Genomic DNA, 22,629 nt, shown 5'->3' on the forward strand with positions numbered 1-22,629 from the left:
TCAGGCGGCGCGCAGGGTATGCGCCGCCGCCACCATATTGCGCAGCGCCGGCAGCACTTCTTCCCAGTTGCGGGTCTTGAGGCCGCAGTCCGGATTGATCCACAGGCGGTTGGGGGGGATACGGGTCGCGGCCTTGCGCATCAGGTCCACGATGTGATCCTGGCTCGGGATGTTCGGCGAATGGATGTCGTACACGCCCGGCCCGATCTCGTTCGGATACTGGAAATCGTCGAACGCGTCCAGCAGCTCCATATCCGAGCGCGAGGTCTCGATCGTGATCACGTCGGCATCCATGGCGGCGATCGCGGCGATGATGTCGTTGAACTCCGAATAGCACATATGGGTGTGGATCTGGGTCTCGTCCGCCACGCCGTTGGCCGTGATGCGGAACGACTCGACCGCCCAGTCCAGGTAGTCCTTCCATTCCCCGCGCCGCAGCGGCAAGCCTTCGCGCAGGGCCGCCTCGTCGATCTGGATCACGCGCACGCCGGCGCGCTCCAGGTCCAGCACTTCCTCGCGGATGGCCAGCGCCAGCTGGCGGCAGCTCACGGACCTCGGCTGGTCGTCGCGCACGAACGACCAGTTCAGGATCGTCACCGGGCCGGTCAGCATGCCCTTCATCGGTTTGTCGGTCAGCGACTGTGCGTAAGTCGTCCACTTGACCGTCATCGCCTGTGGGCGGCGCACGTCGCCGAACAGGATCGGCGGCTTCACGCAGCGCGAACCATAGGATTGCACCCAGCCGTTCTGACTGAAGGCATAGCCGTCGAGCTGCTCGCCGAAGTATTCGACCATGTCGTTGCGTTCGGCCTCGCCGTGCACGAACACGTCCAGCCCCAGCGCTTCCTGCTCGCGCACGCAGCGCGCGATCTCGCCGCGCATCGCTTCCTCGTAGGCGGCCGCATCCAGTTCGCCTTTTTTATGGGCATTGCGCGCCTGGCGGATCGCCGCCGTCTGCGGGAAGGAGCCGATGGTGGTGGTCGGATAGCTCGGCAGCTGGAGCAGGGCGGCCTGTTTCCGGCTGCGTTCGGCGTGTCCGCTGGCGCGCTGGCCCAGCTGCGGAGTGATTGCGGCCAGTGCCTGCGCTACTTGAGGATTCGACACGCGCTTCGAGGCGCGGCGGCGGTCGATCGCGGCGGCATTCTCGACCAGTTCGAGCTGCACCTGCGAGCGGCCATGGTCGAGCGCATGGGCCAGGATGCGCAATTCTTCCAGCTTCTGCACGGCGAACGCCAGCCACGAGCGGATTTCGGGATCGAGCGCGGTCTCGTTCTGCAGGTCGACCGGCACGTGCAGCAGCGAGCACGATGGCGCGATCCACAGGCGCTGGCCCAGCCGGCGCTGCACCGGCTCGAGCCATTCCAATGTGGCGTGCAGGTCGGTCTTCCAGATATTGCGGCCGTCGATCACGCCCAGCGACAGCACCTTGTCCTGGCCCAGCGCCGCGATGACCGGCGCGATCTCGGCGCGGGCGTTGATCGCATCCAGGTGCAGGCCGTCCACCGGCAGTGCGCAGGCCAGCGCCAGGTTGTCTTCCAGGCGGCCGAAATAGGTCGCCAGCAGCAGCCTGGCGCCGCTGTGCTGGAGCAGGTCGTAGGCGCTCGCATAGGCGGCCTGCCAGCGCGCATCGAGCTCGGTGACCAGCGCCGGCTCGTCGACCTGCACCCATTCGATGCCTTGCGTGACGAACCAGGCCAGCAGCTCGGCATACACCGGCAGGAGCTTGGGCAGCAGGTCGAGCCGGTCGCTGCCGTCCTTGGCCTTGCCCAGCCACAGATAGGTGAGGGGGCCGATGATCACCGGCTTGGCCTTCACGCCCAGCGTGCGCGCCTGGGCCAGTTGTTCTTCGAGGCGCGCGGTGTCGAGCCTGAAACCGGTGTCGGCGCTGAATTCGGGGACGATGTAGTGGTAGTTGGTGTCGAACCACTTGGTCATTTCGCCGGCATGGACGCCGCCGCAGGCATGGTCGTGATCGCCCTGGCTGCGGCCGCGCGCTACCCGGAAATAAGAATGAATCGACGCGTCGAGCGCATCGCCATGGTGCGCATGCGCGCGCGCCGGCACGTTGCCGAGGGTGAAGCTCATGTCCAGCACCTGGTCGTACAGCGAAAAGTCGCCGACCGGGGCGAAGTCGAGCCTGGCCTGCTGCTGCCAGTGGCGCTGGCGCAGCGCTGCCGCCTGCGCGCCGAGTTCCTGGGCCGAGGCTTCGCCCTTCCAGAACCGTTCGAGGGCGAATTTCAGTTCGCGGCGCGCGCCGATGCGCGGGAAGCCGAGGGTGTGGGTAGTCGTCATGATGAAGTCAGCCTGATAAGAATGGATGAGTTCATGATAGGCCGCTTGATCCATGAATAAAATTGGTATGATTTCATCCATCCATTAATTTTACTCATGTGACATGATCGAACGCATCCACCTGTCCCTGATCCGCGAGGTCGACCGGCGCGGCTCGCTGACCGCTGCCGCCGACGTGCTGTGCCTGACGCAATCGGCCTTGAGCCACACGGTGAAGAAGCTCGAGCAGCAGCTCGGCACGCCGGTCTGGACGCGCGAGGGGCGGGCGCTGCGCCTGACCCAGGCCGGGCGCTATCTGTTGGCGCTGGCCGAACGGGTGCTGCCCCAGCTCGAGCATGCCGAGCGCCTGATGCATGAATACGCGCGCGGCGAACGCGGCACCCTGCGCATCGGGATGGAGTGCCATCCCTGCTACCAGTGGCTGTTGAAAGTGGTGGATCCTTACCTCGCCGCATGGCCCGAGGTCGACGTCGACGTCAAGCAGCGCTTCCAGTTCGGCGGCCTCAAGGCCCTGCACGGCTACGAGATCGACCTGCTGGTCACGCCCGACCCGCTGTTCAAGCCGGGGCTGCGCTTCGTGCCGGTGTTCGACTACGAGCAGGTGCTGGTGGTAGGCAGCGGCCATCCGCTGGCCGGGCGTTCCCACGCCGAGCCGGCCGACCTCTCCGACGACGTGTTGATCACCTATCCGGTCGACGTCGAGCGGCTCGACATCTACAACCAGTTCTTCCTGCCGGCCGGCTGCGCGCCGCGCCAGCGCAAGACCATCGAGACCACCGACATCATGCTGCAGATGGTGGCGAGCGGCCGCGGCGTGGCGGCGCTGCCGCGCTGGCTGGTGGACGAGTATGCGGGAAGGATGGCGGTAGCGCCGGTGCGGCTGGGGCACGAAGGGGTGTTCAAGCAGATCTTCTTGGGCACGCGCGAAGTGGATGCCGGCACCGCCTACCTGGAAGCGTTCGTGGAGATCGCGCGTCAAGCGTGAGTGCCCGCAGGCACGTTTTGCACCGTCATGGGGCAGGCCCGTCGCGGTGATGCCACATTCACCACGGTTTACCGGCCCGCTCGCCCAGGCGAGCTGAGCGGAGTGGCAAATCGGTTGACCCGCCGTCACATTCAGCGTATATTCGCGAGTTCTCGTTTTTATTCTGCACATCGTATACGCATTCGCAGCCGCTCCTTTTGTCGAGTGGCTTTCGTCGCCTCCGCTGTCAGTTCTTACGGGACTAGGTTTTAGTCCCCGGGCCAGCCTGTTTGCCGTCCCGGGTCGTCAACGTAGCAGCAATTTAGTTGGATTAGGAACGATGCCAACCATCAATCAATTGATTCGCAAGCCGCGTGAAGCCGCGGTTGTGAAGAGCAAGTCGCCGGCACTCGAAAACTGCCCGCAAAAACGTGGCGTGTGCACCCGTGTGTACACCACCACCCCGAAGAAGCCAAACTCGGCGCTGCGTAAAGTCGCCAAAGTGCGTCTGACCAACGGTTTCGAAGTCATTTCGTACATCGGCGGTGAAGGCCACAACCTGCAAGAACACAGTGTCGTGCTGCTGCGCGGCGGTCGTGTGAAAGACTTGCCAGGTGTGCGTTACCACATGGTTCGCGGTGCACTGGATACCCAGGGCGTCAAAGACCGTAAGCAAGCGCGCTCGAAGTACGGCGCCAAGCGTGCCAAGGCTGCGAAGAAGTAATCTTCGAGGTGCGTGTCATCGACACGTCACATTAATTAGATAAGTTGAGCCGGCCGCAAGGCCGAGTAAGTGAAGGGTCATGAGGGCCTTTCGCGAGTGTGGAATCCGCACTCAACTGAAGACAGGAAGGAATTGAAATGCCACGTCGTCGTGAAGTACCCAAGCGCGAGATCCTGCCGGATCCAAAATTCGGCAACACCGATGTCGCCAAATTCGTCAACGTTCTGATGCTGTCCGGCAAGAAGTCGGTTGCAGAAAACATCATCTACGGTGCATTCGAACACATTCAATCCAAGTCGGGCAAAGACCCGCTGGAAGTGTTCACGACCGCGATCAACAACGCTAAACCGCTGGTGGAAGTCAAGTCCCGCCGTGTCGGTGGCGCCAACTACCAGGTGCCAGTGGAAGTTCGTCCGGTTCGTCGTATGGCGCTGTCCATGCGTTGGTTGCGCGAAGCCGCAAACAAGCGCAGCGAAAAATCCATGCCGCAACGTCTGGGTGGTGAACTGATGGAAGCGGCTGAAGGCCGCGGCGGCGCAATGAAGCGTCGTGACGAAGTCCACCGCATGGCAGAAGCGAACAAGGCGTTCTCGCACTTCCGCTTCTAAAAAAATGGGCAGACCGCAGGGGGAATTTTCTCCTGAATATGCCCCTGCAGTATCTGTTGTTCAGGCCGGGCTCATTTTGATCATCAAGATGATGCTCGGTTTTGTCCATTCAAAGATTTAGGAAAAATTATGGCACGCAAGACCCCCATCGAGCGCTACCGCAATATCGGTATTTCGGCTCACATCGATGCTGGTAAAACCACCACCACCGAACGCGTCCTGTTCTACACGGGCGTCAACCACAAGATCGGCGAAGTGCACGATGGCGCAGCGACGATGGACTGGATGGAGCAAGAGCAGGAACGCGGCATTACCATTACCTCGGCAGCGACGACCTGCTTCTGGAAAGGTATGGCCGGTAACTTCGAGCCTCACCACATCAACATCATCGACACCCCGGGCCACGTTGACTTCACCATTGAAGTCGAACGCTCGATGCGCGTGCTCGACGGCGCCTGCATGGTTTACTGCGCAGTCGGCGGCGTGCAGCCACAGTCGGAAACCGTGTGGCGTCAGGCTAACAAGTACAAAGTTCCACGTCTGGCCTTCGTCAACAAGATGGACCGTACCGGCGCGAACTTCTTCAAGGTCTACGAGCAGATGCGCGCTCGCCTGAAGGCAAATCCGATCCCTCTGCAGATCCCGATCGGCGCGGAAGAAAACTTCCTGGGCGTGGTCGACCTGGTCAAGATGAAAGCAATCATCTGGGACGACGCTTCGCAAGGCATGAAGTTCGACTACCGCGACATTCCTGCGGAACTGGTCGATCAAGCCAACGAATGGCGCGAGAAGCTGGTCGAGACCGCTGCTGAAGCCAGCGAAGAGCTGATGAACAAGTACCTGGAAGAAGGCGATCTGTCGGAAGCAGAGATCAAGACCGCCCTGCGCCAGCGCACCATCGCGTCGGAAATCGTTCCGATGATGTGCGGTACCGCGTTCAAGAACAAGGGTGTGCAGGCAATGCTGGACGCCGTCATCGAATACCTGCCGTCGCCAGTGGACATTCCACCAGTCGCCGGTACCGATGAAGACGACCAGCCGGTCACCCGTAAAGCTGACGACAACGAGAAATTCTCGGCGCTGGCATTCAAGATCATGACCGACCCGTTCGTCGGCCAGCTGATCTTCTTCCGCGTCTACTCGGGCATGGTCAATTCGGGCGACACCGTCTACAACCCGGTCAAGGGCAAGAAAGAACGCCTGGGTCGTATTCTGCAGATGCACGCCAACCAGCGCGAAGAAATCAAGGAAGTGCGCGCCGGCGACATCGCCGCTGCGGTCGGCCTGAAAGAAGCGACCACGGGCGAAACCCTGTGCGATCCTTCGGCTGTCATCACCCTGGAAAAAATGGTCTTCCCTGAGCCTGTGATTCAACAGGCAGTCGAGCCGAAAACCAAGGCCGACCAGGAAAAAATGGGCCTGGCGCTGAACCGCCTGGCACAGGAAGACCCATCGTTCCGCGTGCGTACCGACGAAGAATCGGGCCAGACCATCATCGGTGGTATGGGCGAGCTGCACCTGGAAATTATCGTTGACCGCATGAAGCGTGAGTTCAACGTGGAAGCGACCGTCGGCAAGCCACAGGTTGCATACCGCGAAACCATCCGCAAGGCAGTCACCGACGTCGAAGGCAAGTTCGTCAAGCAGTCGGGCGGTCGTGGTCAGTACGGTCACGCAGTCCTGTCGATCGAGCCGCAAGAGCCAGGCAAGGGCTTCGAGTTCATCGACGCGATCAAGGGCGGTGTGGTTCCACGCGAATACATCCCTGCAGTCGAAAAAGGTGTGCGCGAAACCCTGACCACCGGCGTGCTGGCTGGTTACCCAGTGGTCGACGTCAAAGTCACCCTGACCTTCGGTTCGTACCACGACGTCGACTCGAACGAAAACGCGTTCCGCATGGCGGGCTCGATGGCGTTCAAGGAAGGCTGCCGTAAAGCGAATCCGGTCATCCTCGAGCCAATGATGGCCGTGGAAGTGGAAACGCCTGAAGACTACGCTGGTTCGGTGATGGGTGACCTGTCGTCGCGTCGCGGTATGGTCCAGGGCATGGACGAAATCCCAGGCGGCGGCGGCAAGATCATCAAGGCCGAAGTCCCGCTGTCGGAAATGTTCGGTTACTCGACCTCGCTGCGTTCGGCGACCCAGGGCCGCGCGACCTACACGATGGAATTCAAGCACTATTCGGAAGCTCCGAAGCACGTGATTGACGCCATCGTCACCGCGAAGTCCAAGTAATAGATAATGGAGGGATGGGACGTCCCATCCCTCCAGTTAAACAAATATATCGTTTCTCTTAAAGGAATTAGGAAATGGCAAAAGGTAAATTCGAACGGACCAAGCCGCACGTCAACGTCGGCACCATCGGTCACGTTGACCACGGCAAAACCACCCTGACGGCTGCAATCGCTACCGTCCTGTCGAAGAAATTCGGCGGCGAAGCCAAGGCCTACGACCAGATCGACGCGGCTCCGGAAGAAAAAGCACGCGGCATCACCATCAACACCGCGCACGTCGAGTACGAAACCGAAAACCGTCACTACGCTCACGTTGACTGCCCAGGCCACGCCGACTACATCAAGAACATGATTACCGGTGCTGCGCAGATGGACGGCGCGATCCTGGTGTGCTCGGCCGCTGACGGCCCAATGCCACAGACCCGCGAGCACATCCTGCTGGCGCGTCAGGTTGGCGTTCCATACATCATCGTGTTCCTGAACAAGTGCGACCTGGTCGACGACGCAGAACTGCTGGAACTGGTCGAAATGGAAGTCCGCGAACTGCTGTCGAAGTACGAGTTCCCAGGCGACGACCTGCCAATCATCAAGGGTTCGGCACGTATGGCGCTGGAAGGCCAGCCAGGCGAAATGGGCGAAGAGTGCATCGCCCGTCTGGCAGAAGCCCTGGACACCTACATCCCAACCCCGGAACGTGCTGTTGACGGCGCCTTCCTGATGCCAGTCGAAGACGTGTTCTCGATCTCGGGCCGCGGCACCGTCGTGACCGGTCGTGTCGAGCGCGGCGTGATCAAAGTCGGCGAAGAAATCGAAATCGTCGGTATCGTTGACACCGTCAAGACCACCTGCACCGGCGTGGAAATGTTCCGCAAGCTGCTGGATCAAGGTCAAGCTGGCGACAACGTCGGTCTGCTGCTGCGCGGCACCAAGCGTGAAGACGTGCAGCGTGGTCAGGTTCTGGCAAAGCCAGGCTCGATCAAGCCACACAGCAACTTCACCGGTGAGATCTACGTCCTGTCGAAAGACGAAGGCGGCCGTCACACCCCGTTCTTCAACAACTATCGTCCTCAGTTCTACTTCCGTACGACTGACGTGACCGGTTCGATCGAACTGCCAGCAGACAAAGAAATGGTCATGCCAGGCGATAACGTCTCGATCACCGTCAAGCTGATCGCTCCGATCGCGATGGAAGAAGGTCTGCGCTTCGCAATCCGCGAAGGCGGCCGTACCGTCGGCGCCGGCGTCGTGGCAAAAATCATCGCCTAATTCATCAGGCCTTGATCGCAGGTAGGCGCTCTCCGGAGCGTCTTGCCAGCACAACGATGGGGACAGACTTTTTGGTCTGTCCCCATCTGTTTGAGCGGGAACGATGATATACTCCCGCCTCTTGAGCAGTACCGAAGTACCTTTACCACATTGCCGGCAGCAAGCCGGAACGTTCTTTTAAAGGAATTAGCATGTCCGCTCCAAACCAGAAAATCCGTATCCGCCTGAAAGCGTTTGACTACAAGCTGATCGACCAGTCCGCACTGGAAATCGTCGACACCGCCAAGCGCACCGGCGCCGTCGTCAAGGGCCCAGTCCCACTGCCGACCCGCATCCAGCGTTTCGACGTGCTGCGTTCCCCACACGTGAACAAGACCTCGCGCGACCAGTTCGAAATCCGTACGCACCAGCGTCTGATGGACATCGTGGACCCGACCGACAAGACCGTTGACGCACTGATGAAGCTGGACCTGCCAGCTGGCGTCGACGTCGAAATCAAGCTGCAGTAATATTTTTTCATCTGGCGGAGTCTTCCGCCGATGGACATGGGGCCGGTATCGCTTAGCGAGCCGGCCTTCTTTTTTTATGCGCAAGAAAGCGTATCGTCAGATGCAATCGTTTTTTACTTGTGGCATAGTTAAAGCATGAAAGCCTTGAAAAGCCAGCTCGCGTCAGAACTCCTTGCTGATCCGCAAGCTCGGGACCAGTTGCGCCAGTTCATGACCAGCAAACGGAGCCTCCCGCAAACGGCACGCCAGGCTGCTGCAGGCGAGTTCAAGATTCGCCGTGACGACGGTCAGTCGGTTCGCGTTACTATCGTACCCAAGGCCGCATAACACCACGTTCTGATGAACGTCGCGTTGCCTGCGCTGATCGTTTTTTTCCTGCTCCTGCCGGGCTTCATCTTCCGCACCAATCTCAAGCGAGCAGAGCGTACATCCCTGGATTTCTCACCTTTCGGGCAAGTCGTTGCCGAAGGGATTCTGTGGGCATCGGTTCAGCACGTTACCCGAACGTCGCCCTCGCCAGTTCGCAGGTCGATCCCTATCCAGCATCGGTAAAGTGAGTTTTTAGGATTTTCCAAGCGAGGAGTAAATGAGCAATAGATGCCCTTTTTCTCTCGTACCCGATAACCCTTTTCGCCGCTCCCACAGACGGGCTCTACGTCCGGCCCGATCTGCTCGAACACCTGTCTCGCCGCTTCGTCCCTGAAAGCGACCGAAAGTGCGCTGTCTGTCTTCGTAGGAAGCTCCGAATAGGCAGTGCCGCCTGAGTGAATCTTGTAGTTGGCATTGAGCGGGTTCCACTGATTCAGCTCGTGGGGCTTTTTGTTGTCTTCGGCAGCGCTGCCTATCTGGCACAGGCCAGCGAGAACTAGCAAGGTCAATTTGCGCATACTCATCCGATCAAGGCTACATGGAAATGGTCGTCATGACGCCTGGCTGTCCTAACGAACGGGATGCTGGTGTCGTTGAACAGAACGAGCCTGACCGGGGCGAAGGTGCGGAACAACTCGATCAGTTTCGCTGTCCCATCTCTGTCGTACAGCTGCGCTTGCCTCCATGTCACCGGTTCTTCGAGCCCATCCTTACGAAGTGGCCGGACATCCACCTGCAGGCCGTCCAGATGGGAGTCGTGATCATCGTCATCGAATGCGTCAGCACGACTGATGTTACCGATGCCGAAGCGGCGCCGATCAATGGCCTGCCACTCCAGGCCCACGCGCAGAATTGCCTGCATCATGATCGGGTGAGGGTACTGGTATCCACCCCTGTCCGGCTTGTTGTCCATGGTGCCGTAGGTGTAGTAGCCGGACTCTGCCGGCGAACGCGGCAGCATGAAGAAGCCGCGCGAGTCCTGGGTGGGCCGGAGCGGGTCGTCTTTTTGATCGGCCATGTCCACCTCCGTTACGCGCACGACTTGTTGCAGCCCAGGTCCCAGCCGCCGGCGGTTTGACCGCCCGTACCGCCGCCGATCTTTTGCTGCGTGTACCTCCATTTGACCTTGCTGAAGTGGAGGGAGATGTGGTCACGCAGGATGCTTCCCTCCGCCACCATCTGTTCCATGTTGCCGATCAGTACGTTCTCTAACTCGACCTCATAATACTTCACCCGATTGCCGTCACCATCGGCCCGCATGAATTCCATCTTCGCCTTCGGGATGGTTTTGCCGTTCGAGCAGTGCTGCATCAGTACAGGCGATGCGAGGTCGGCGAGCTTGGCCAGCGACAGCGTGCGGTATTCGCTGCGCCCCGTGGTGCGGCCACCGGTAGCGGAGCCCGGCGAGCTGACAGGTTGCGCCACACCCCATTGAGCCTGCACGATTTCGATCCAGTCCTTGTGCTTGTCGTCATGGGATTCACCCTTGATACCGTCAATCTGCAGATACACGTCGATTGCCATTTGTAGTCTCCGTGGTTCAGGTTGAAGTGCCTTTGGAAATACTTCGTGATGCGCCTCTTGCGGGCGCTGGCGGTTCTGTTGCGGTTCGGCGTGGCGAGGACTTCCAGCGCAAGGGCTGTCCAGACGTGCATGTGGCGCCCCCTTGAGGAAAGTTGGCGAACTCAAGAGGGCATTGTTGCGCCAAGCCGAACACAAGGACTTGGCACGAGTCAATCCTTGGCCTCCTGAGCATCAAGCGGACAATAAGTCAGGCCCGGTGATGCTTTGCAACGAGCGCAGTTCCACGTCGCAGGGAGCTGGTCTCATTTCAGCCATGCGAGGCGCATGATCTTCTATGTGGCGATCGCCAGCCGTTGTTCATATTCCTTCCGCATGCTGTAATCGAATGGTTCATCCTCCTATCGTCGATCCATGCAGCCGCCCTCACTTGTTTCCTCCTTGCGCACCACATCCTGGCGCGATCTAGCCGGTTGGGGTCTCGCCGCCTTATTCCTGGTCTCCATCGCCAGGACGCTCGCTCCTGATGCCGCCAAGCCCTTCTTGCGCAGTCTCGGCCTGTCCTTGCCCTTGTTGCTGCTGATGGCGAAAGACATCGCCCACGCGCCGGACGCCTGGCAGCGCCTGCGCAGCGCGCATGCGGCCCGGGCCCCATGGCATGCGCGGGTAACGGCGCTGCTGCCGCCCGAACTGGTGGGGATGCTCCGGCTTGACCGCCTGCTGTGGATCGGCTGCTTCAGGCGCCTGCGGCGGCAAACCGCTGCGTGCACGCTGCCGGACGGCGTCGCGCTGACCTACCTGGAACGCGGCGCCTACGGCACCGCCACCGCCGTCGTCTTCGTCAGCCTGTTGCTCGAGCTGCCGGTGCACGTCCTGCTGCTGAACCTGTTCGTCGAGGATGCCGGCAAGCTGGCCCTGCTGCACGTCCTCGGCGCCGTCGCCGTGCTGTACACGCTGGCCTGGGTGCTCGGCGACCGCTGGCATATCGGGGCAGGGCGCCACGTCATGACGGACGATGCGCTGCACCTGAGCGTAGGAGCCCGGGTCGAAGGCCTGCTGCCGTTGGCGGCAATCGCGCGCCTGGAGACGGTCGATGCGCCGCTGCCGATCTGGCGCCGGCGCCATGGGGTGGCGAGCCGGGCCACGCTGCTGGTCACGCCGTTCGACAAGCCGAACTGCGTGCTGGTGCTCGCCGACGACGCGCGCATCGATATCCTGCACTGGCAAGCGAGGAAGCGCCTGCCGCGTTACGTGTTCCTGTATCTCGACCGCCCCGAACTGCTGGCGGCGCGGCTTCGCCGGCGGGACGACGCTTGACGCGGGCCGTCTCCGGCACGCTGGTCGCGCTGGCGCATCTCCTGTTCGTGCTTGCGCTGCTGCGCTTTGCGGAAACGCCCGATGCGCGCTACGCGGATGTACCCGTCGACTACGTTGCGGTTGTCTTCATTCCGGCGCCGCGGCCGCCGGTGCCGGCAGCGGCGCTCGCGCCGCCCGCGGTCACGGCGGCGCCGGTGCGCCGGCCGAATCGGATGAGGGCGCCGGCCGTGGAAATGCCAACGCCACCGGCGCCGCCCGCCGCGGCGCCCGAGACGCCGCCGGCGACGGACAGTCAGCAGACGCTGGCGCCGGCCAGGACCATCGATATGGAATCCTTGCGCGCCGCGGCGCGGCAAGTGGAAAGCGCGCGGGCGCCGACCGCGCTGGAAAGTCTGCGCGAATCCGAACAGATGCGCGCCAGCGACGACAGCGACCTGTCGCGCGCGGTGCGCAGGGCGAAGCGCCCCGATTGCCAGACCAAGTATGCCGAGGGCCGGACGACGGTCAACCTGCTGTTGCTGGTGCCGCTCGCCATCGAGACGATCACCGACAAGGGCTGCAAGTGGTAGCAGCCCTGCCGTAACGGGTTTACTTGCTGCCGGTCTTCCAGCGCATGCCGAAGCCGTAGTGCCGGTCCATCAGCTCGTGCGCGCTGGTCATGCCCTGCTGCTGGAAGTACTCGGCCAGCTTGGTGATCACCAGGTTGCCGCCGCGGTTCTCGATCAGCGCGATCGCGCACATGATCTGGCGGTCGCCGCCGTCGAGTTTCACTTCGACCGGCGCCTGGCCCGGCGCCGTCACCGTCACCACGCCATTGGTCACGCCCCAGTTGGCCGCGCCTTCGTAGATGAAGGAGAAGATCACCGCGCGCTTGATCTTGTCGAAGCGTTCGCCGTTGATGAACAGGTTCTCGCCATTGGCGGCGGCGCCGGTGCGGTCGTCGGCATCGAGCTGGATGAAAGGTTCGCGCTCATAGTCGCCGAAGGTGTTGCCCAGCGCCTGCACCAGGCCGCGGCGGCCGTCGGCCAGCTCGTACATGCAGCCGAGATCGAGGTCGATGCCGCTGCGGCCCTTGCGCGCCGCGCCGGCCTTGTTGGCCATCTCGCCGGCCTTGTTCGCGAGGTCGCCCGCCATGCTGGTGAGGCGGTCGAGGAAGCCGCCGCCGCGCGCGGCCGAAGAGGGAGGCGGCGGCGAGGCCGGCGGCGGCGCGATGGCGGCCTGGTTCCAGTTCAGGTTGACGTGGATGCGGCCGTAGCCGCCGCCGGGTCGCTTGTCGAGCGAAACCTTGTCGCCGCGCTTGTCGAGCGTGACCTTGGACAGCGAGACCGCCGGCTTGGGCGCAGGAGCAGGAGCAGGAGCAGGCGCAGGTGCGGCCGGCGCCGGCGTACCCGCCTCGGCGCCGCCGAAGTGCTTCAGCAGCGCCGACAGGCCGCCATTGAAGCCCTGGCCGACGGCGCCGAAGCGCCACAGGCCGTCACGTCGATAGAGTTCGGCCACGATCAGGGCCTTCTCGTCGCCGAAGTCGGCGCCCGACCATGGGAAGCGCACGGCGCTGCCCAGCGACAGTGAGCTGGCTCCCAGCGTGCGCATGGTGGCTGCGCCGTCGATCGCCGCCACGAACACGAGTTTCGTGATTGAGCTGGGCAACAGGTCGAGGTTCAGCGCAAAGCGCGCGCGAGCGCCGCTCAGGTCCAGGCGCACCGCGCCTTCGGGGCTGGCCAGCTGGTTGTAGAACACCATGTAGCGGTCGTCCGACAGCTTGTCGTTGGCGTCCAGGCCAAAGCAGGATACGTCGACCGAGGCGCCGTTGGCGGCGATCTCGACGTCGACATCGAAGATGTGGCCGGCGCCGAGGTCGGCCAGCTTGCCCTTCTGTCCGCGTCCAAATGTAGTCATGAGGGTTCTCCTTCCAGGAATGGTTTGTGGCCCAGTTCGGCGCGCGAGCCGAACAGGCGCGATTGTTCGAGGGTGCGCTCGGCCCAGGCGCGGTGGGTGGCGACTTCCTGCATCGCGTCGTCCATGCGGAACACCGCCGGGCTCGAGGCGTCGAGGATGGCGCGCGCCACCGCCAGGTCTTGCGGCGTCACCTTGAAGTGCTGCTCGATGGCCGCGATCTGGGTTGGATGGATCGCGGTCTTGCCGACCATGCCGTGGGCCAGGTCTTCGATCACTTCCTGGTCCAGCAGTTCGGGCAGGTCGAGGTATTCGAACACCGGCGCGGTCAGCATGAAGCCGTAGGGCCGGAAAGTCGTCACCAGGCGCGAGATCACGGGCCCGAGCGGCGTGCGGTACAGGGTCATGCCGCGCGGGCGGCGCAGGCCGAGCAGGGCCAGCAGGTCGTTGCCGCCGATGCGCAGCGCCAGGATGCGGTGGCGCACGCCCGGCGCTTCCAGGGCGGCGCGCAGGCCCTGCATCTCGCCGTCGTCGAAGGCCTCGGCCGTCTCCAGGGTCGGCATCAATACATGTCCGGTGTGGCGCACCAGCTTGAAATAGCTGTCGAAGTTGTGGCGCGTGATCTTGGGCAGCACGAAGCCGGTGAGCTTCTCGGCGCCGGGCATGGCCAGCACGCGCGCCAGCACTTCGGGATTGCGCACCCGCACGAAGCGGTCGGCCGCCACGTCCAGGCGCATGTTCGCCAGCACCACCGACAGGTTGAACAGCGACCAGCTGAGCTCCCGGTCGGCGATCGAATCCTCGGTGCAGAAGATCAGCGAGCGCGCGTGCGGCAGGCGCTCGCCATTGGCGATCGCGGTCAGGTTCTTGTGATTGGCCGGCACGTACAGCGACGCGCCCAGTGATTTAGCCATCCGATGCACTCCTGATCAGGGATACTGCGTGATAGGGCAGGTGCGGGTCGATCTCGACCGGCACCCGTTTTTCTTCGGCCAGCACGGCCAGGTGCGCCACTTCGGTGGCGCCAGGGTCGCGCAGCACGACCAGGCGCGGCACGCGGCGCAGCAGCACGCGCGTGGCTTCGCCGATGCCGGGCTTGACCAGGTTGACGTCGGCGACGCCGTAGCGCCGCATCGCCGCGCCGATGTAGTTCTGCGAGCGTTCGCGCGCCGCCGCGGCGTCGATCGGTTCCGCGCGCGGCAGCGTGTCGGATTGCGCCAGCGTCAGCGCCAGCGCCACCAACTCGTCGGCGAACGCCTGCGAGCGGTCCCCCGCCGCGAACTGCTCGTAAAACACGCAGCCGTGGAAGTCGTCGGCGCGCATGTCCTCGCTCATGACGGTGCGGCTCACCAGGCCCGACACCGTGGCGTTCAGGATGCTCGACGGGATCAGGTAGTCGTCGCACGAGGCGGCGCAGGCGGCGGCGCCGGCCAGGTCGGACAGCACGTGCAGGCCGGCCTCGATATGGGTGCCGTGGCGCACGTTGAACACCTCGATCGAGCCGGCCAGCTCGCGCGCGATCACGCCCTTGCCGGTCCAGCCGTCGAGGAAGACGATGGAATCGGGCTGGTGCCCATGCGCCAGGATGTGGCGCAGGGCGGCGGCGTCGATGCCGCGGTCGCGCACGATCGACACCGAGTAATGCACGGCGTCGCGGCCGAACAGCTCGCGCAGCAGGCGGGCGACCACCACCCCGACCGGGGTGCCGGCGCGCGCCAGCGACACCAGCGCCAGCCGGTGCTGCGGGCGCGCGGCGATCAATTGGGCCAGGCGCAGGCAGTCGCGCGCCATGCGCGCATTGTTGGCGCGGCAGGCCTCGTCGAACAGCGCCATGTAGCGCGCCGACGGCGCCGACTCGGGCGACAGCATCTGGCTGTAGTGGCGCCGGCCGCTCTGGATCAGCGCTTCCTTCTCGGCGACGTCGACGAAGCCCTCCTGCGGCAGGCGGCGCAGCAGGAAGCTGACCTCGCCCTTGCGGTAGCTGCCGGAGAAGTCTTCCCAGTCGCTCACAACGCCCCCACGGTGATGCCGGCGAGCTGGGTGCCGCGCGGGATGATGGCGTAGTCGCAGGCGGCCATGAAGCGCGCGTCCGAGCGGCTGTCGCCCATGCCGAAGGTGACGATCTCGCCGAATTCGCGCTTCAGGCGTTGGGTGATGTGGGCCACCGCGTTGGCCTTGTCGAGCGCCTTGGGCAGGACGGCCAGGTTGTTGCCGTTGCGGTGGATGAAGTAATCGCGGTCGCCGTCGGCGATCCAGGGCCGCACCACGTCTTCCTCGAGCGGCGCCAGGCGCTCGGCCTGTTTGTCCGGATCCTTCACCACCAGGAAGAACGGGGTGGCGAAATCCTCGATCATGCGCGCGCGGCCGCCATAGCCGCTGCGCTTCCCATGGTCGTCGATGTGGGCGGCCAGCTCCTGCAAGCCGGGCAGGGCGGCATGCATCGCCGTGCGCATGCCGTCCAGCCAGGGCTGGTCGAGCGCGCCGCCCGGCTCGAGCACCACGCCGCCATAATTGATGACGGCGTAGCTGTTGAACGGCAGCGACACCCGGCGCAGGCCGTCGAGGTCGCGCGCGGTGGTCGGGATCATCGTCATCCCGTCCTGCAGCAGCGCCAGGAACGAGCGCTGCGAAGGCGTCGTATAGGAACAGATGCTGCCGTCCTTGTAATAGGCGGCCGGCTCCAGGGCGCCCGGGGTGTCCCGGTGCGCGCCGCATTTGCCGAAGGTCTGGAACAGCGTGTCGTCCAGGTCAGCGAACAGGAACTTCTTCAACGTGGTCCTCGGACTGGAAGTGGAATAGCCGCGCGTTCAGCTGGCCGGCCAGCTGGAACAGCGCGGGGCCGGGCGCGGTCTCGTGACAGACCAGCACGTGCTCGTACTGGCCGGGCGCGACGTTGTACAGGTAATTCGCGATGCCCTCGCCGTAGTTGTCGGGGAAGGTCAAGGCATGGCTCACCGCGCCCCAGGTGAGGATCGGCGAACGCGTGGTCGACTGCACCACCACGTCGACGCCATGGCGCTGCAGGGCGGCGCCGAACAGGGTCGAGACGTGCATGAATTCGCCGGTGCCCAGCACCAGCACCCGGCTGCCGGGCGCGAACTCGCCGGCCAGGCGCGCCGCCAGTCGCTCCGGCGCCCGCAATGCCCGCGCCGTGCCGAGGCGGCCGAAGGCGGGGCTGGCGCCGCGGTCGGCGTCTTCCGCATAGCGCTGCGCCACGCCGCGGTCGGGCGGCAGCGCTCCCTGCGCGAAGCTGAATTCGCCCTCGACCAGCGCGCCGCTCGTCACCGGCATGCCGAAGCGGGCGTCCAGCGCGTCGGTCGCGGCGCGGCCCATGAAATTGGTGATGGTGGCCAGGTGCACCCGTTCCAGGCCCGGATTCAGGCGGCGACAGGCGGCGGCCAGGTTGACGAAGGTATTGCCGGTGCTGGCTTCGTCGTCGACCAGCACCAGGGTGCGTGCGGCCAGCAGCAGAGCGTGCAGCTCGGGCTCGACCGGCGCGTGCAGGAACTGGCGCGGCGCGTGACTGTGCGCTTCCTCGAATTCGATCAGCGGGCCATCGCCGACCCGGTAGCGGGTGGTGTGCAGGAACAGCGCCTGTTGGCCCGGATGGGCGCGCAGCCAGGCTTCGAACACGCCCTGGCCCAGGCCGATCGCGGTCTCCGCCATGGCGATGAACACCACCGGGCCCTGGACCGCGCCTTTGAGCTGCGGCACGGTCGCGGCCAGGCGCTCGTGCACCGTCAGCATGTCGATCGGTTGTGCCGGCCAGTGCTTGCCCAGCACCTTGCTCAGGAACAGGAAGCCACGCTTGGCGTTGGCGCGCGCGGCAAAGCCGAGCAGGGCGTCGAGTTCGGACGCGCCGCTGTCGATGCGCAGGTCGAGGACACCGGTCGGCAGTTCGATGCGCTGGATGGGGAATGGGTGCGGCGCGTTCATGCCAGCTCCGTCGCGACGCTGACTTCGGCCACGCGCATGCCGTGGCGCGGCGCGGGAATCTCGAGGCCATCGTAGCCTTCGGCAAAGCCGCGCAGCGCGATATAGGGCAGGTTGGGGCCGGCCAGGCAGGCCATGCCGATCCCGCCCGACATGCGCGGATTGATTTCCAGCAGGCGCGGGCGGCCGCCGCCCTCGCGGAACTGGACGTTGAACACGCCATTGAGCTGGTAGTCGGCGCACAGGCGCGCGGTCGCATCCAGGATGTCCTGGCGCATGTCGATCAGCTGGCCGCTGCCGGCTTGCGGCAGCTTGCGGCGCACCACGCTCGTGACCAGGCGTCCATGGTCGCCCACGCAATCGACGCTGTATTCGGGGCCGTCCAGGAATTCCATCAGCAGCATGGTGTTGAAAGTCTCCAGCTCTCCCAGCCCGCGGCGCAGGTCCTGGTAGCCGATGTGGTACTCCACGCCTTTGATCAGCAGCGCGGCGCTGCTGCGCTCTTCGTCGACGATGGCGAAGCCCAGGCCATAGATGCCGTGCGCCGGCTTGACGCACAGCTTCGCATGGTGCGGGCGCAGTTCGGCATAGGCGGCGTCGAACTGCTCCAGGGTCGTGAAGGGGCGGAAGGCCGCCACCGGCGCGTCCGGCAGCACCGTCGCGGCATAGAAATCGGCCTTGTCGTGGATGCGTTTCAGCTGCGCCGGCGGGGCGGCGCTGAGCACGCGGGTCTTGATGTCGGCGAAGCGCGCATGCTCGGCGGCGAGCAGGGTGGCTTCGCGGCCCGGCACGAAGATGTCGATCCTGTGGTCGCGGCAGAAGGCGAGGCACCAGTCGACATAGGCGTCGCCTTTCAGGCCGGTCGGCTCGACGTGGAATTCATGGGCCAGGCGCGCGGCCGGCGCATGGCGGTTGGCGTTGCTGTGGATGATGGTGAAACGGCCTTCGGTATCGGCCTCGCGGATCAGCTTGATCGCCGCATTCACGGACGAAAACGTCCTGTTGTACCAGACGCGCATGTGGACTCTCTTGATGGATGATCGGCCACTGGCGTGGCGTTGCGGGCCCGCGCCAGGCGGCGCGGGCCGTCAGGGAAGCTCCCTGTGAAACTCTCAGACGTTGACGCCGAACGAGCGTGCCAGCGGACCGAGGCCGCCCTTGAAGCCCTGGCCGACGGCGCGGAACTTCCATTCGCTGCCGGCGCGGTACAGTTCGCCGAAGATCATCGCGGTTTCGGTCGAGCTGTCCTCGGACAGGTCGTAGCGTGCGATCTCGGCTTCGCCGGCGGCGTTCAGGCAGCGGATATAGGCCTTGCCCACCTGGCCGAAGTTCTGGCGGCGCGCGTCGGCGTCGTGGATGGTGACGCAGAACGAGACCTTGTCGATGTCGGCCGGCACGCGCGCCAGGTCGACGGTCAGCTTCTCGTCGTCGCCGTCGCCCTGGCCGGTGGTGTTGTCGCCAGTGTGGACCACCGAGCCGTCGCTCGATTTCAGGTTGTTGTAGAAGATGAAGTCGGTGTCGCCGCGTACCTTGGCGTCGGTCTTCAGCAGGAAAGCGCTGCCGTCCAGGTCGAAGGCGGAACCGTCGGTCGAGCGGGGATCCCAGCCCAAGCCGATGATGACCTTGGTCAGGCCCGGTGCTTCCTTGCTCAGGTTGACGTTGCCGCCTTTTTGCAGACTGATTGCCATGCGAACTCCTTTTCCGTTGAGGGATGAAATAGACGACGATGCCGCCGTCGCCATCGGGGATGCATCCGCCAATATAGGCGGTAATTGATCAATTGTACATGGGGCCGGAGCGCGTGAATTTCAACATCTTTCATAGAGGGATGTACGTACTTACGCTCGCCTTGACCCCCGGAATGTCACATTTGCGGATTTGGAGAATCAGGCAAAAAGAGGCCAGCTTCCGGCAACGGGAGAGCATGCCCGAACCCGATACTGGGTGCTCTTCCACCCCACCTGAAGGAGCACACCATGAACAAGATCGCACTCGTCACCGGCGCCAGCCGCGGCCTGGGCCGCAACACCGCGCTGCACATCGCGCAGAAGGGCGGCGACGTCATCATCACTTACCAGAGCCGCGAGCAGGACGCCCAGGCCGTGGTCGACCAGATCCGCGCCATGGGCCGCCAGGCGCTGGCGCTGCGGCTCGACGTCGGCGACGTCGCCGGTTTCCCGCTGTTCGTCGAGCACCTGCGCGCCGCGCTGAAGCAAACCTGGGGCCGCGACAGCTTCGACCACCTGGTCAACAACGCCGGCCATGGCGACGCGGCGCTGATCGAGGACACCACCCAGGCCCAGTTCGACCGCCTGGTGGACGTCCACTTCAAGGGCGTGTTCTTCCTGACCCAGGCGCTGCTGCCGCTGCTGGCCGACGGCGGGCGCATCGTCAACCTGTCGACCGGCCTGACCCGCGTCTCCTACCCGGGCTTCGGCGCCTATGCGGCGGTCAAGGGGGCGGTCGAGATCCTGAGCGTCTACCTGGCGCGCGAACTGGGCAGCCGCGGCATCGCGGTCAACACGGTGGCGCCGGGCGCGATCGAGACCGATTTCCTGGGCGGCGCGGTGCGCGACACGCCGGACATGAACGCCGCCTTCGCCGGCATGATCGCCCTCGGCCGGGTCGGCGTGCCGGACGATATCGGCCCCATGATCGCGAGCCTGCTGGGCGAGGACAACCGCTGGATCACCGGCCAGCGCATCGAGGTGTCGGGGGGCCAGACGATCTGACGCTGGCAATCGTCATGGCGAGCTATCCAATATTGGCAAGATTGCGGATCAGGTAGTCGTTGAACATTGGCACCGTAAAAGCAATGTCACCGTGTGAGGGGCTGTAGATCATGCCTTTGCTGATGATCTGCGCACGGCGTGGCCCCAAACTCTGCGCAGTTTCACCTAGCGCGTCTGCAATGTCGGAAGATCGGTATGGTCCGTTCCCCAACTTTGCCATGGCAATGACATACTCGCGCTCTTTCGGCGTCAGGCGGTCAAAGCGCACTTTAAAAAAGCCTTCGTCCAGGCGTCTCAGCGTAGTCGCTTCTGCCTGCCTTGCATCATGTAGCGTGATAGTGTTGCCCGATGCAAGATTCCATGACTGATGCCCCCACTCTTGCAGAAAATATGGATAGCCTCGGGTCTTAAGAAAAATCTCCGTCAACGCGGCATCATCGATAATGGCACCTTCGTCGTTGACGGGCTGACGGATTGCCGCCTTGGCGTCCACCTCGGGTAGCGCACCTACATCGGGATAATGAAACAGCCTTTCCGCGTAAGACTTGGCCTCTCCTGATAAGGCCGCTACTTGCGGCAGGCCAGCGCCAAAAAACAGGACTGGCAAGTTCGCCTGGTTGATCTTGTGTAGCGCAACGATCAAGGCTGCCAGGTCTTTTTGACTAAGGTACTGGACTTCATCAATCAGGAGGGTCCAGGCCTTGCCGGCGGCCTTTGCAGCTTCTCCGATACGTACAAAAAGCTCTGGAAGATCGTTTTCCAAGTCTCCGCTATCGGCTACGCCCACTTCGGGCTCGACGGCAATGGCGAGATCTCCGTATTCAAATTTGAACACGGAAGCGAATGACCTCAGAGCGCGCAGTGCCTCATGCGCCTTGGCTTTTGCATGGTCTGTCACGGACAGCTTACGCAATACCTGATGAACACGAGGAAGAAGCTGTTCCCCCAGCGACTTGCTTTCAGGTGCTTCGATGATTGACGTGAGATGGCCGCGTTCTCTTGCCATGGTCTCGACCGTATTCAGCAGAACGGTTTTACCCACGCCTCGCAATCCCAGGAACATCTGCGAACGACTGGATTTGCCGAGCAAAGCGCGCTCAATGGCGACCCGGGCATCTTCAATGATGAGTTGCCGGCCCGCGAGTTCGGGCGGCCGACTGCCTGCGCCCGGTGCAAAAGGATTTCGAACAGGGTCCATGAGCTACCTAGATATAGAAATATATAGCAAAGTATATGCCATTAATCTTATACATACTTATACATACTTATACATACTTATACATGCTTATACTTTGTTAGATGAATGTAGAAAAACTTAGCATGGCATCGGGTTGGGTCCGCAGGATGCTTGACATGTTCAGGCTGCGACCGGCATGCGCGTCATCACATCACGCACCGGCGGCAGCCCGAACATGCGCCCATATTCGCGCGTGAACTGCTGCACGCTTTCATAGCCAACCATGTGCGCGGCCTGGCTGGCGCTGGCGCCTTCAGCCAGCATCAGGCGTCGCGCCTCGATCAGGCGCAGCTGCTTCTGGAATTGCAGCGGGGTGAGCGAAGTCACCGCACGGAAGTGGTGATGGAAGGAAGAGGGACTCATGCCGGCCAGCGCCGCCAGTTCCTCGACCGGCAGGCGCCGCGCATAGTCGCTGCGCAGCAGGGCGACCGCGCGCGCGATGCGCCGCACATGGCTGTCGGGCAGGCCCAGGCGCCGGATTGCCGCGCCGTGGCGGCCGGCCAGCAGCCAGTAGTGGAATTCGCGGACCAGGGCATCCCCCAGCACCGGGATCGAGGCCGGCCGATCGAGCAGGCGCACCAGGCGCAGCGCGGTATCGAGCAGGTGCGCATCGGTCGGTTCGCCGCGCACCGGCGCGTTGCCGGCGTCGTCGAGCGAGGCCATCTCGGTCGACAGGCCGGCGATCACGGCCGGGTCCAGGTCCAGCACCAGCGAGCAGTAGGGCGCCGCGCTGCTGGCCCGGGTCACCTGGCTGACGGTCGGCACGTCGGCCATGATCAGGAGCGAGTCGCCGGCCGCGAAGGTGAACGACTGGCTGCCCATGGCGACCTGCTTGCTGCCCTGCAGCACCAGGCAGGCCAGGGGGCGAGCGATCTGGTAGCTCAGGGCCGTCCGCTCGCTCGAACGGATCGCCACCAGGCCCGGGATCGGGATGCGCGCCACGCCGTCCCGGTCCGCCAGGTGGTCCGCATGGCGCAGCACGATGTCGAGAAGTTCGCTCTTCATGTGCGCCAGTGTAGATCACTTGCCG

Annotated in this window: 22 protein-coding genes; 9 read left to right on the forward strand and 13 right to left on the reverse strand. The window is 63.6% G+C overall.

Annotated elements, in window-relative coordinates:
* The gene (metE, locus tag KY496_RS20310) at window positions 1-2,292 is read right to left on the reverse strand and encodes a 5-methyltetrahydropteroyltriglutamate--homocysteine S-methyltransferase (RefSeq protein WP_219862171.1); all 2,292 of its coding nucleotides are present in this window, start codon (window positions 2,290-2,292) and stop codon (window positions 1-3) included.
* A 103-nt stretch (window positions 2,293-2,395) separates the two neighbouring features.
* Between metE and KY496_RS20315 the strand changes: the two genes are divergently transcribed.
* The 6 genes from KY496_RS20315 (at window position 2,396) to rpsJ (ending at window position 8,597) form a co-directional block, all read left to right on the forward strand.
* On the forward strand, window positions 2,396-3,277 hold the full coding sequence (locus tag KY496_RS20315) for a LysR family transcriptional regulator (protein ID WP_219862172.1): 882 nt from the start codon (window positions 2,396-2,398) through the stop codon (window positions 3,275-3,277).
* A gap of 319 nt (window positions 3,278-3,596) precedes the next feature.
* Complete coding sequence (gene rpsL / locus KY496_RS20320; RefSeq protein ID WP_005663517.1) at window positions 3,597-3,980, forward strand: 30S ribosomal protein S12; 384 nt, start codon at window positions 3,597-3,599, stop codon at window positions 3,978-3,980.
* Between the two features lie 137 nt (window positions 3,981-4,117).
* Window positions 4,118-4,588: a 30S ribosomal protein S7 gene (gene rpsG / locus KY496_RS20325; protein WP_005663516.1), complete on the forward strand. Its 471-nt coding sequence runs from the start codon at window positions 4,118-4,120 to the stop codon at window positions 4,586-4,588.
* Between the two features lie 129 nt (window positions 4,589-4,717).
* On the forward strand, window positions 4,718-6,823 hold the full coding sequence (gene fusA, locus KY496_RS20330) for an elongation factor G (protein ID WP_005663513.1): 2,106 nt from the start codon (window positions 4,718-4,720) through the stop codon (window positions 6,821-6,823).
* A 74-nt stretch (window positions 6,824-6,897) separates the two neighbouring features.
* Entirely contained in the window at window positions 6,898-8,088 is a 1,191-nt protein-coding gene (gene tuf, locus KY496_RS20335; RefSeq protein WP_005663511.1) for an elongation factor Tu, read from the forward strand.
* A gap of 191 nt (window positions 8,089-8,279) precedes the next feature.
* The gene (gene rpsJ / locus KY496_RS20340) at window positions 8,280-8,597 is read left to right on the forward strand and encodes a 30S ribosomal protein S10 (RefSeq protein WP_005663509.1); all 318 of its coding nucleotides are present in this window, start codon (window positions 8,280-8,282) and stop codon (window positions 8,595-8,597) included.
* 488 nt (window positions 8,598-9,085) lie between these two features.
* Here rpsJ and KY496_RS20345 read toward each other — a convergent pair whose 3' ends face one another.
* From KY496_RS20345 to KY496_RS20355, 3 genes are read right to left on the reverse strand one after another with little or no spacing between them, the layout of a single operon-like run.
* A complete protein-coding gene (locus tag KY496_RS20345; protein ID WP_051205005.1) occupies window positions 9,086-9,484 on the reverse strand; it encodes a hypothetical protein in 399 nt (132 codons plus the stop codon).
* Between the two features lie 2 nt (window positions 9,485-9,486).
* Window positions 9,487-9,984 (reverse strand): hypothetical protein, encoded by a 498-nt coding sequence (locus KY496_RS20350; protein WP_005663502.1) that lies wholly within the window; start codon window positions 9,982-9,984, stop codon window positions 9,487-9,489.
* Window positions 9,985-9,995: 11 nt separating this feature from the next.
* Window positions 9,996-10,490 (reverse strand): type VI secretion system tube protein Hcp, encoded by a 495-nt coding sequence (locus tag KY496_RS20355; RefSeq protein ID WP_184237928.1) that lies wholly within the window; start codon window positions 10,488-10,490, stop codon window positions 9,996-9,998.
* A 438-nt stretch (window positions 10,491-10,928) separates the two neighbouring features.
* Here KY496_RS20355 and KY496_RS20360 point away from each other — a divergent pair, with 438 nt between their 5' ends.
* Together KY496_RS20360 and KY496_RS27310 are read left to right on the forward strand one after the other, a co-directional pair.
* Window positions 10,929-11,804: a hypothetical protein gene (locus KY496_RS20360; RefSeq protein WP_229520321.1), complete on the forward strand. Its 876-nt coding sequence runs from the start codon at window positions 10,929-10,931 to the stop codon at window positions 11,802-11,804.
* A complete protein-coding gene (locus KY496_RS27310) occupies window positions 11,801-12,373 on the forward strand; it encodes a hypothetical protein (RefSeq protein ID WP_219862176.1) in 573 nt (190 codons plus the stop codon). The genes KY496_RS20360 and KY496_RS27310 overlap by 4 nt, the downstream gene beginning before the upstream one ends.
* A 19-nt stretch (window positions 12,374-12,392) precedes the next feature.
* Here KY496_RS27310 and KY496_RS20370 read toward each other — a convergent pair whose 3' ends face one another.
* The 7 genes from KY496_RS20370 to KY496_RS20400 form a co-directional block, all read right to left on the reverse strand.
* Window positions 12,393-13,700 carry a TerD family protein gene (locus KY496_RS20370; protein ID WP_219862178.1) on the reverse strand — a complete coding sequence of 436 codons (1,308 nt, stop codon included), beginning with the start codon at window positions 13,698-13,700 and terminating at the stop codon, window positions 12,393-12,395.
* Complete coding sequence (locus KY496_RS20375; RefSeq protein WP_005663488.1) at window positions 13,697-14,611, reverse strand: HpcH/HpaI aldolase/citrate lyase family protein; 915 nt, start codon at window positions 14,609-14,611, stop codon at window positions 13,697-13,699. The genes KY496_RS20370 and KY496_RS20375 overlap by 4 nt, the downstream gene beginning before the upstream one ends.
* Window positions 14,604-15,707: a cysteine protease StiP family protein gene (locus tag KY496_RS20380; RefSeq protein WP_219862180.1), complete on the reverse strand. Its 1,104-nt coding sequence runs from the start codon at window positions 15,705-15,707 to the stop codon at window positions 14,604-14,606. Before KY496_RS20380 ends, KY496_RS20375 begins: the two co-directional genes overlap by 8 nt.
* The gene (locus tag KY496_RS20385; protein WP_219862181.1) at window positions 15,704-16,468 is read right to left on the reverse strand and encodes a hypothetical protein; all 765 of its coding nucleotides are present in this window, start codon (window positions 16,466-16,468) and stop codon (window positions 15,704-15,706) included. The genes KY496_RS20380 and KY496_RS20385 overlap by 4 nt, the downstream gene beginning before the upstream one ends.
* Window positions 16,446-17,633, reverse strand: a complete 1,188-nt coding sequence (locus KY496_RS20390) for a phosphoribosyltransferase domain-containing protein (protein WP_005663482.1) — start codon at window positions 17,631-17,633, stop codon at window positions 16,446-16,448. The genes KY496_RS20385 and KY496_RS20390 overlap by 23 nt, the downstream gene beginning before the upstream one ends.
* The gene (locus KY496_RS20395; protein ID WP_219862183.1) at window positions 17,630-18,649 is read right to left on the reverse strand and encodes an ATP-grasp domain-containing protein; all 1,020 of its coding nucleotides are present in this window, start codon (window positions 18,647-18,649) and stop codon (window positions 17,630-17,632) included. The genes KY496_RS20390 and KY496_RS20395 overlap by 4 nt, the downstream gene beginning before the upstream one ends.
* 93 nt (window positions 18,650-18,742) lie before the next feature.
* The gene (locus KY496_RS20400) at window positions 18,743-19,318 is read right to left on the reverse strand and encodes a TerD family protein (protein WP_219862185.1); all 576 of its coding nucleotides are present in this window, start codon (window positions 19,316-19,318) and stop codon (window positions 18,743-18,745) included.
* Between the two features lie 288 nt (window positions 19,319-19,606).
* Here KY496_RS20400 and KY496_RS20405 point away from each other — a divergent pair, with 288 nt between their 5' ends.
* Entirely contained in the window at window positions 19,607-20,362 is a 756-nt protein-coding gene (locus KY496_RS20405; RefSeq protein WP_219862187.1) for an SDR family NAD(P)-dependent oxidoreductase, read from the forward strand.
* 22 nt (window positions 20,363-20,384) lie between these two features.
* Here KY496_RS20405 and KY496_RS20410 read toward each other — a convergent pair whose 3' ends face one another.
* Entirely contained in the window at window positions 20,385-21,560 is a 1,176-nt protein-coding gene (locus tag KY496_RS20410; protein WP_219862189.1) for an ATP-binding protein, read from the reverse strand.
* A gap of 159 nt (window positions 21,561-21,719) precedes the next feature.
* Entirely contained in the window at window positions 21,720-22,604 is an 885-nt protein-coding gene (locus tag KY496_RS20415; protein ID WP_219862191.1) for an AraC family transcriptional regulator, read from the reverse strand.
* Between the last annotated feature and the right edge of the window lie 25 nt (window positions 22,605-22,629).

The sequence above is a fragment of the Massilia sp. NP310 genome (assembly GCF_019443485.1).
GTDB lineage: Bacteria > Pseudomonadota > Gammaproteobacteria > Burkholderiales > Burkholderiaceae_D > Telluria > Telluria timonae.

What these genes read in the sequence shown, in the direction of transcription:
- KY496_RS20390 (WP_005663482.1), bottom strand. Translation starts at nt 17,633, where the DNA reads ATGAACGCGCCGCACCCATTCCCCATCCAGCGCATCGAACTGCCGACC.
- KY496_RS20375 (WP_005663488.1), bottom strand. Translation starts at nt 14,611, where the DNA reads ATGGCTAAATCACTGGGCGCGTCGCTGTACGTGCCGGCCAATCACAAG.
- KY496_RS20410 (WP_219862189.1), bottom strand. Translation starts at nt 21,560, where the DNA reads ATGGACCCTGTTCGAAATCCTTTTGCACCGGGCGCAGGCAGTCGGCCG.
- KY496_RS20355 (WP_184237928.1), bottom strand. Translation starts at nt 10,490, where the DNA reads ATGGCAATCGACGTGTATCTGCAGATTGACGGTATCAAGGGTGAATCC.
- KY496_RS20345 (WP_051205005.1), bottom strand. Translation starts at nt 9,484, where the DNA reads ATGCGCAAATTGACCTTGCTAGTTCTCGCTGGCCTGTGCCAGATAGGC.
- KY496_RS20370 (WP_219862178.1), bottom strand. Translation starts at nt 13,700, where the DNA reads ATGACTACATTTGGACGCGGACAGAAGGGCAAGCTGGCCGACCTCGGC.
- rpsG (WP_005663516.1), top strand. Translation starts at nt 4,118, where the DNA reads ATGCCACGTCGTCGTGAAGTACCCAAGCGCGAGATCCTGCCGGATCCA.
- KY496_RS20395 (WP_219862183.1), bottom strand. Translation starts at nt 18,649, where the DNA reads ATGCGCGTCTGGTACAACAGGACGTTTTCGTCCGTGAATGCGGCGATC.
- rpsL (WP_005663517.1), top strand. Translation starts at nt 3,597, where the DNA reads ATGCCAACCATCAATCAATTGATTCGCAAGCCGCGTGAAGCCGCGGTT.
- rpsJ (WP_005663509.1), top strand. Translation starts at nt 8,280, where the DNA reads ATGTCCGCTCCAAACCAGAAAATCCGTATCCGCCTGAAAGCGTTTGAC.
- KY496_RS20400 (WP_219862185.1), bottom strand. Translation starts at nt 19,318, where the DNA reads ATGGCAATCAGTCTGCAAAAAGGCGGCAACGTCAACCTGAGCAAGGAA.
- KY496_RS20350 (WP_005663502.1), bottom strand. Translation starts at nt 9,984, where the DNA reads ATGGCCGATCAAAAAGACGACCCGCTCCGGCCCACCCAGGACTCGCGC.
- KY496_RS20405 (WP_219862187.1), top strand. Translation starts at nt 19,607, where the DNA reads ATGAACAAGATCGCACTCGTCACCGGCGCCAGCCGCGGCCTGGGCCGC.
- KY496_RS20315 (WP_219862172.1), top strand. Translation starts at nt 2,396, where the DNA reads ATGATCGAACGCATCCACCTGTCCCTGATCCGCGAGGTCGACCGGCGC.
- fusA (WP_005663513.1), top strand. Translation starts at nt 4,718, where the DNA reads ATGGCACGCAAGACCCCCATCGAGCGCTACCGCAATATCGGTATTTCG.
- KY496_RS20415 (WP_219862191.1), bottom strand. Translation starts at nt 22,604, where the DNA reads ATGAAGAGCGAACTTCTCGACATCGTGCTGCGCCATGCGGACCACCTG.
- tuf (WP_005663511.1), top strand. Translation starts at nt 6,898, where the DNA reads ATGGCAAAAGGTAAATTCGAACGGACCAAGCCGCACGTCAACGTCGGC.
- metE (WP_219862171.1), bottom strand. Translation starts at nt 2,292, where the DNA reads ATGACGACTACCCACACCCTCGGCTTCCCGCGCATCGGCGCGCGCCGC.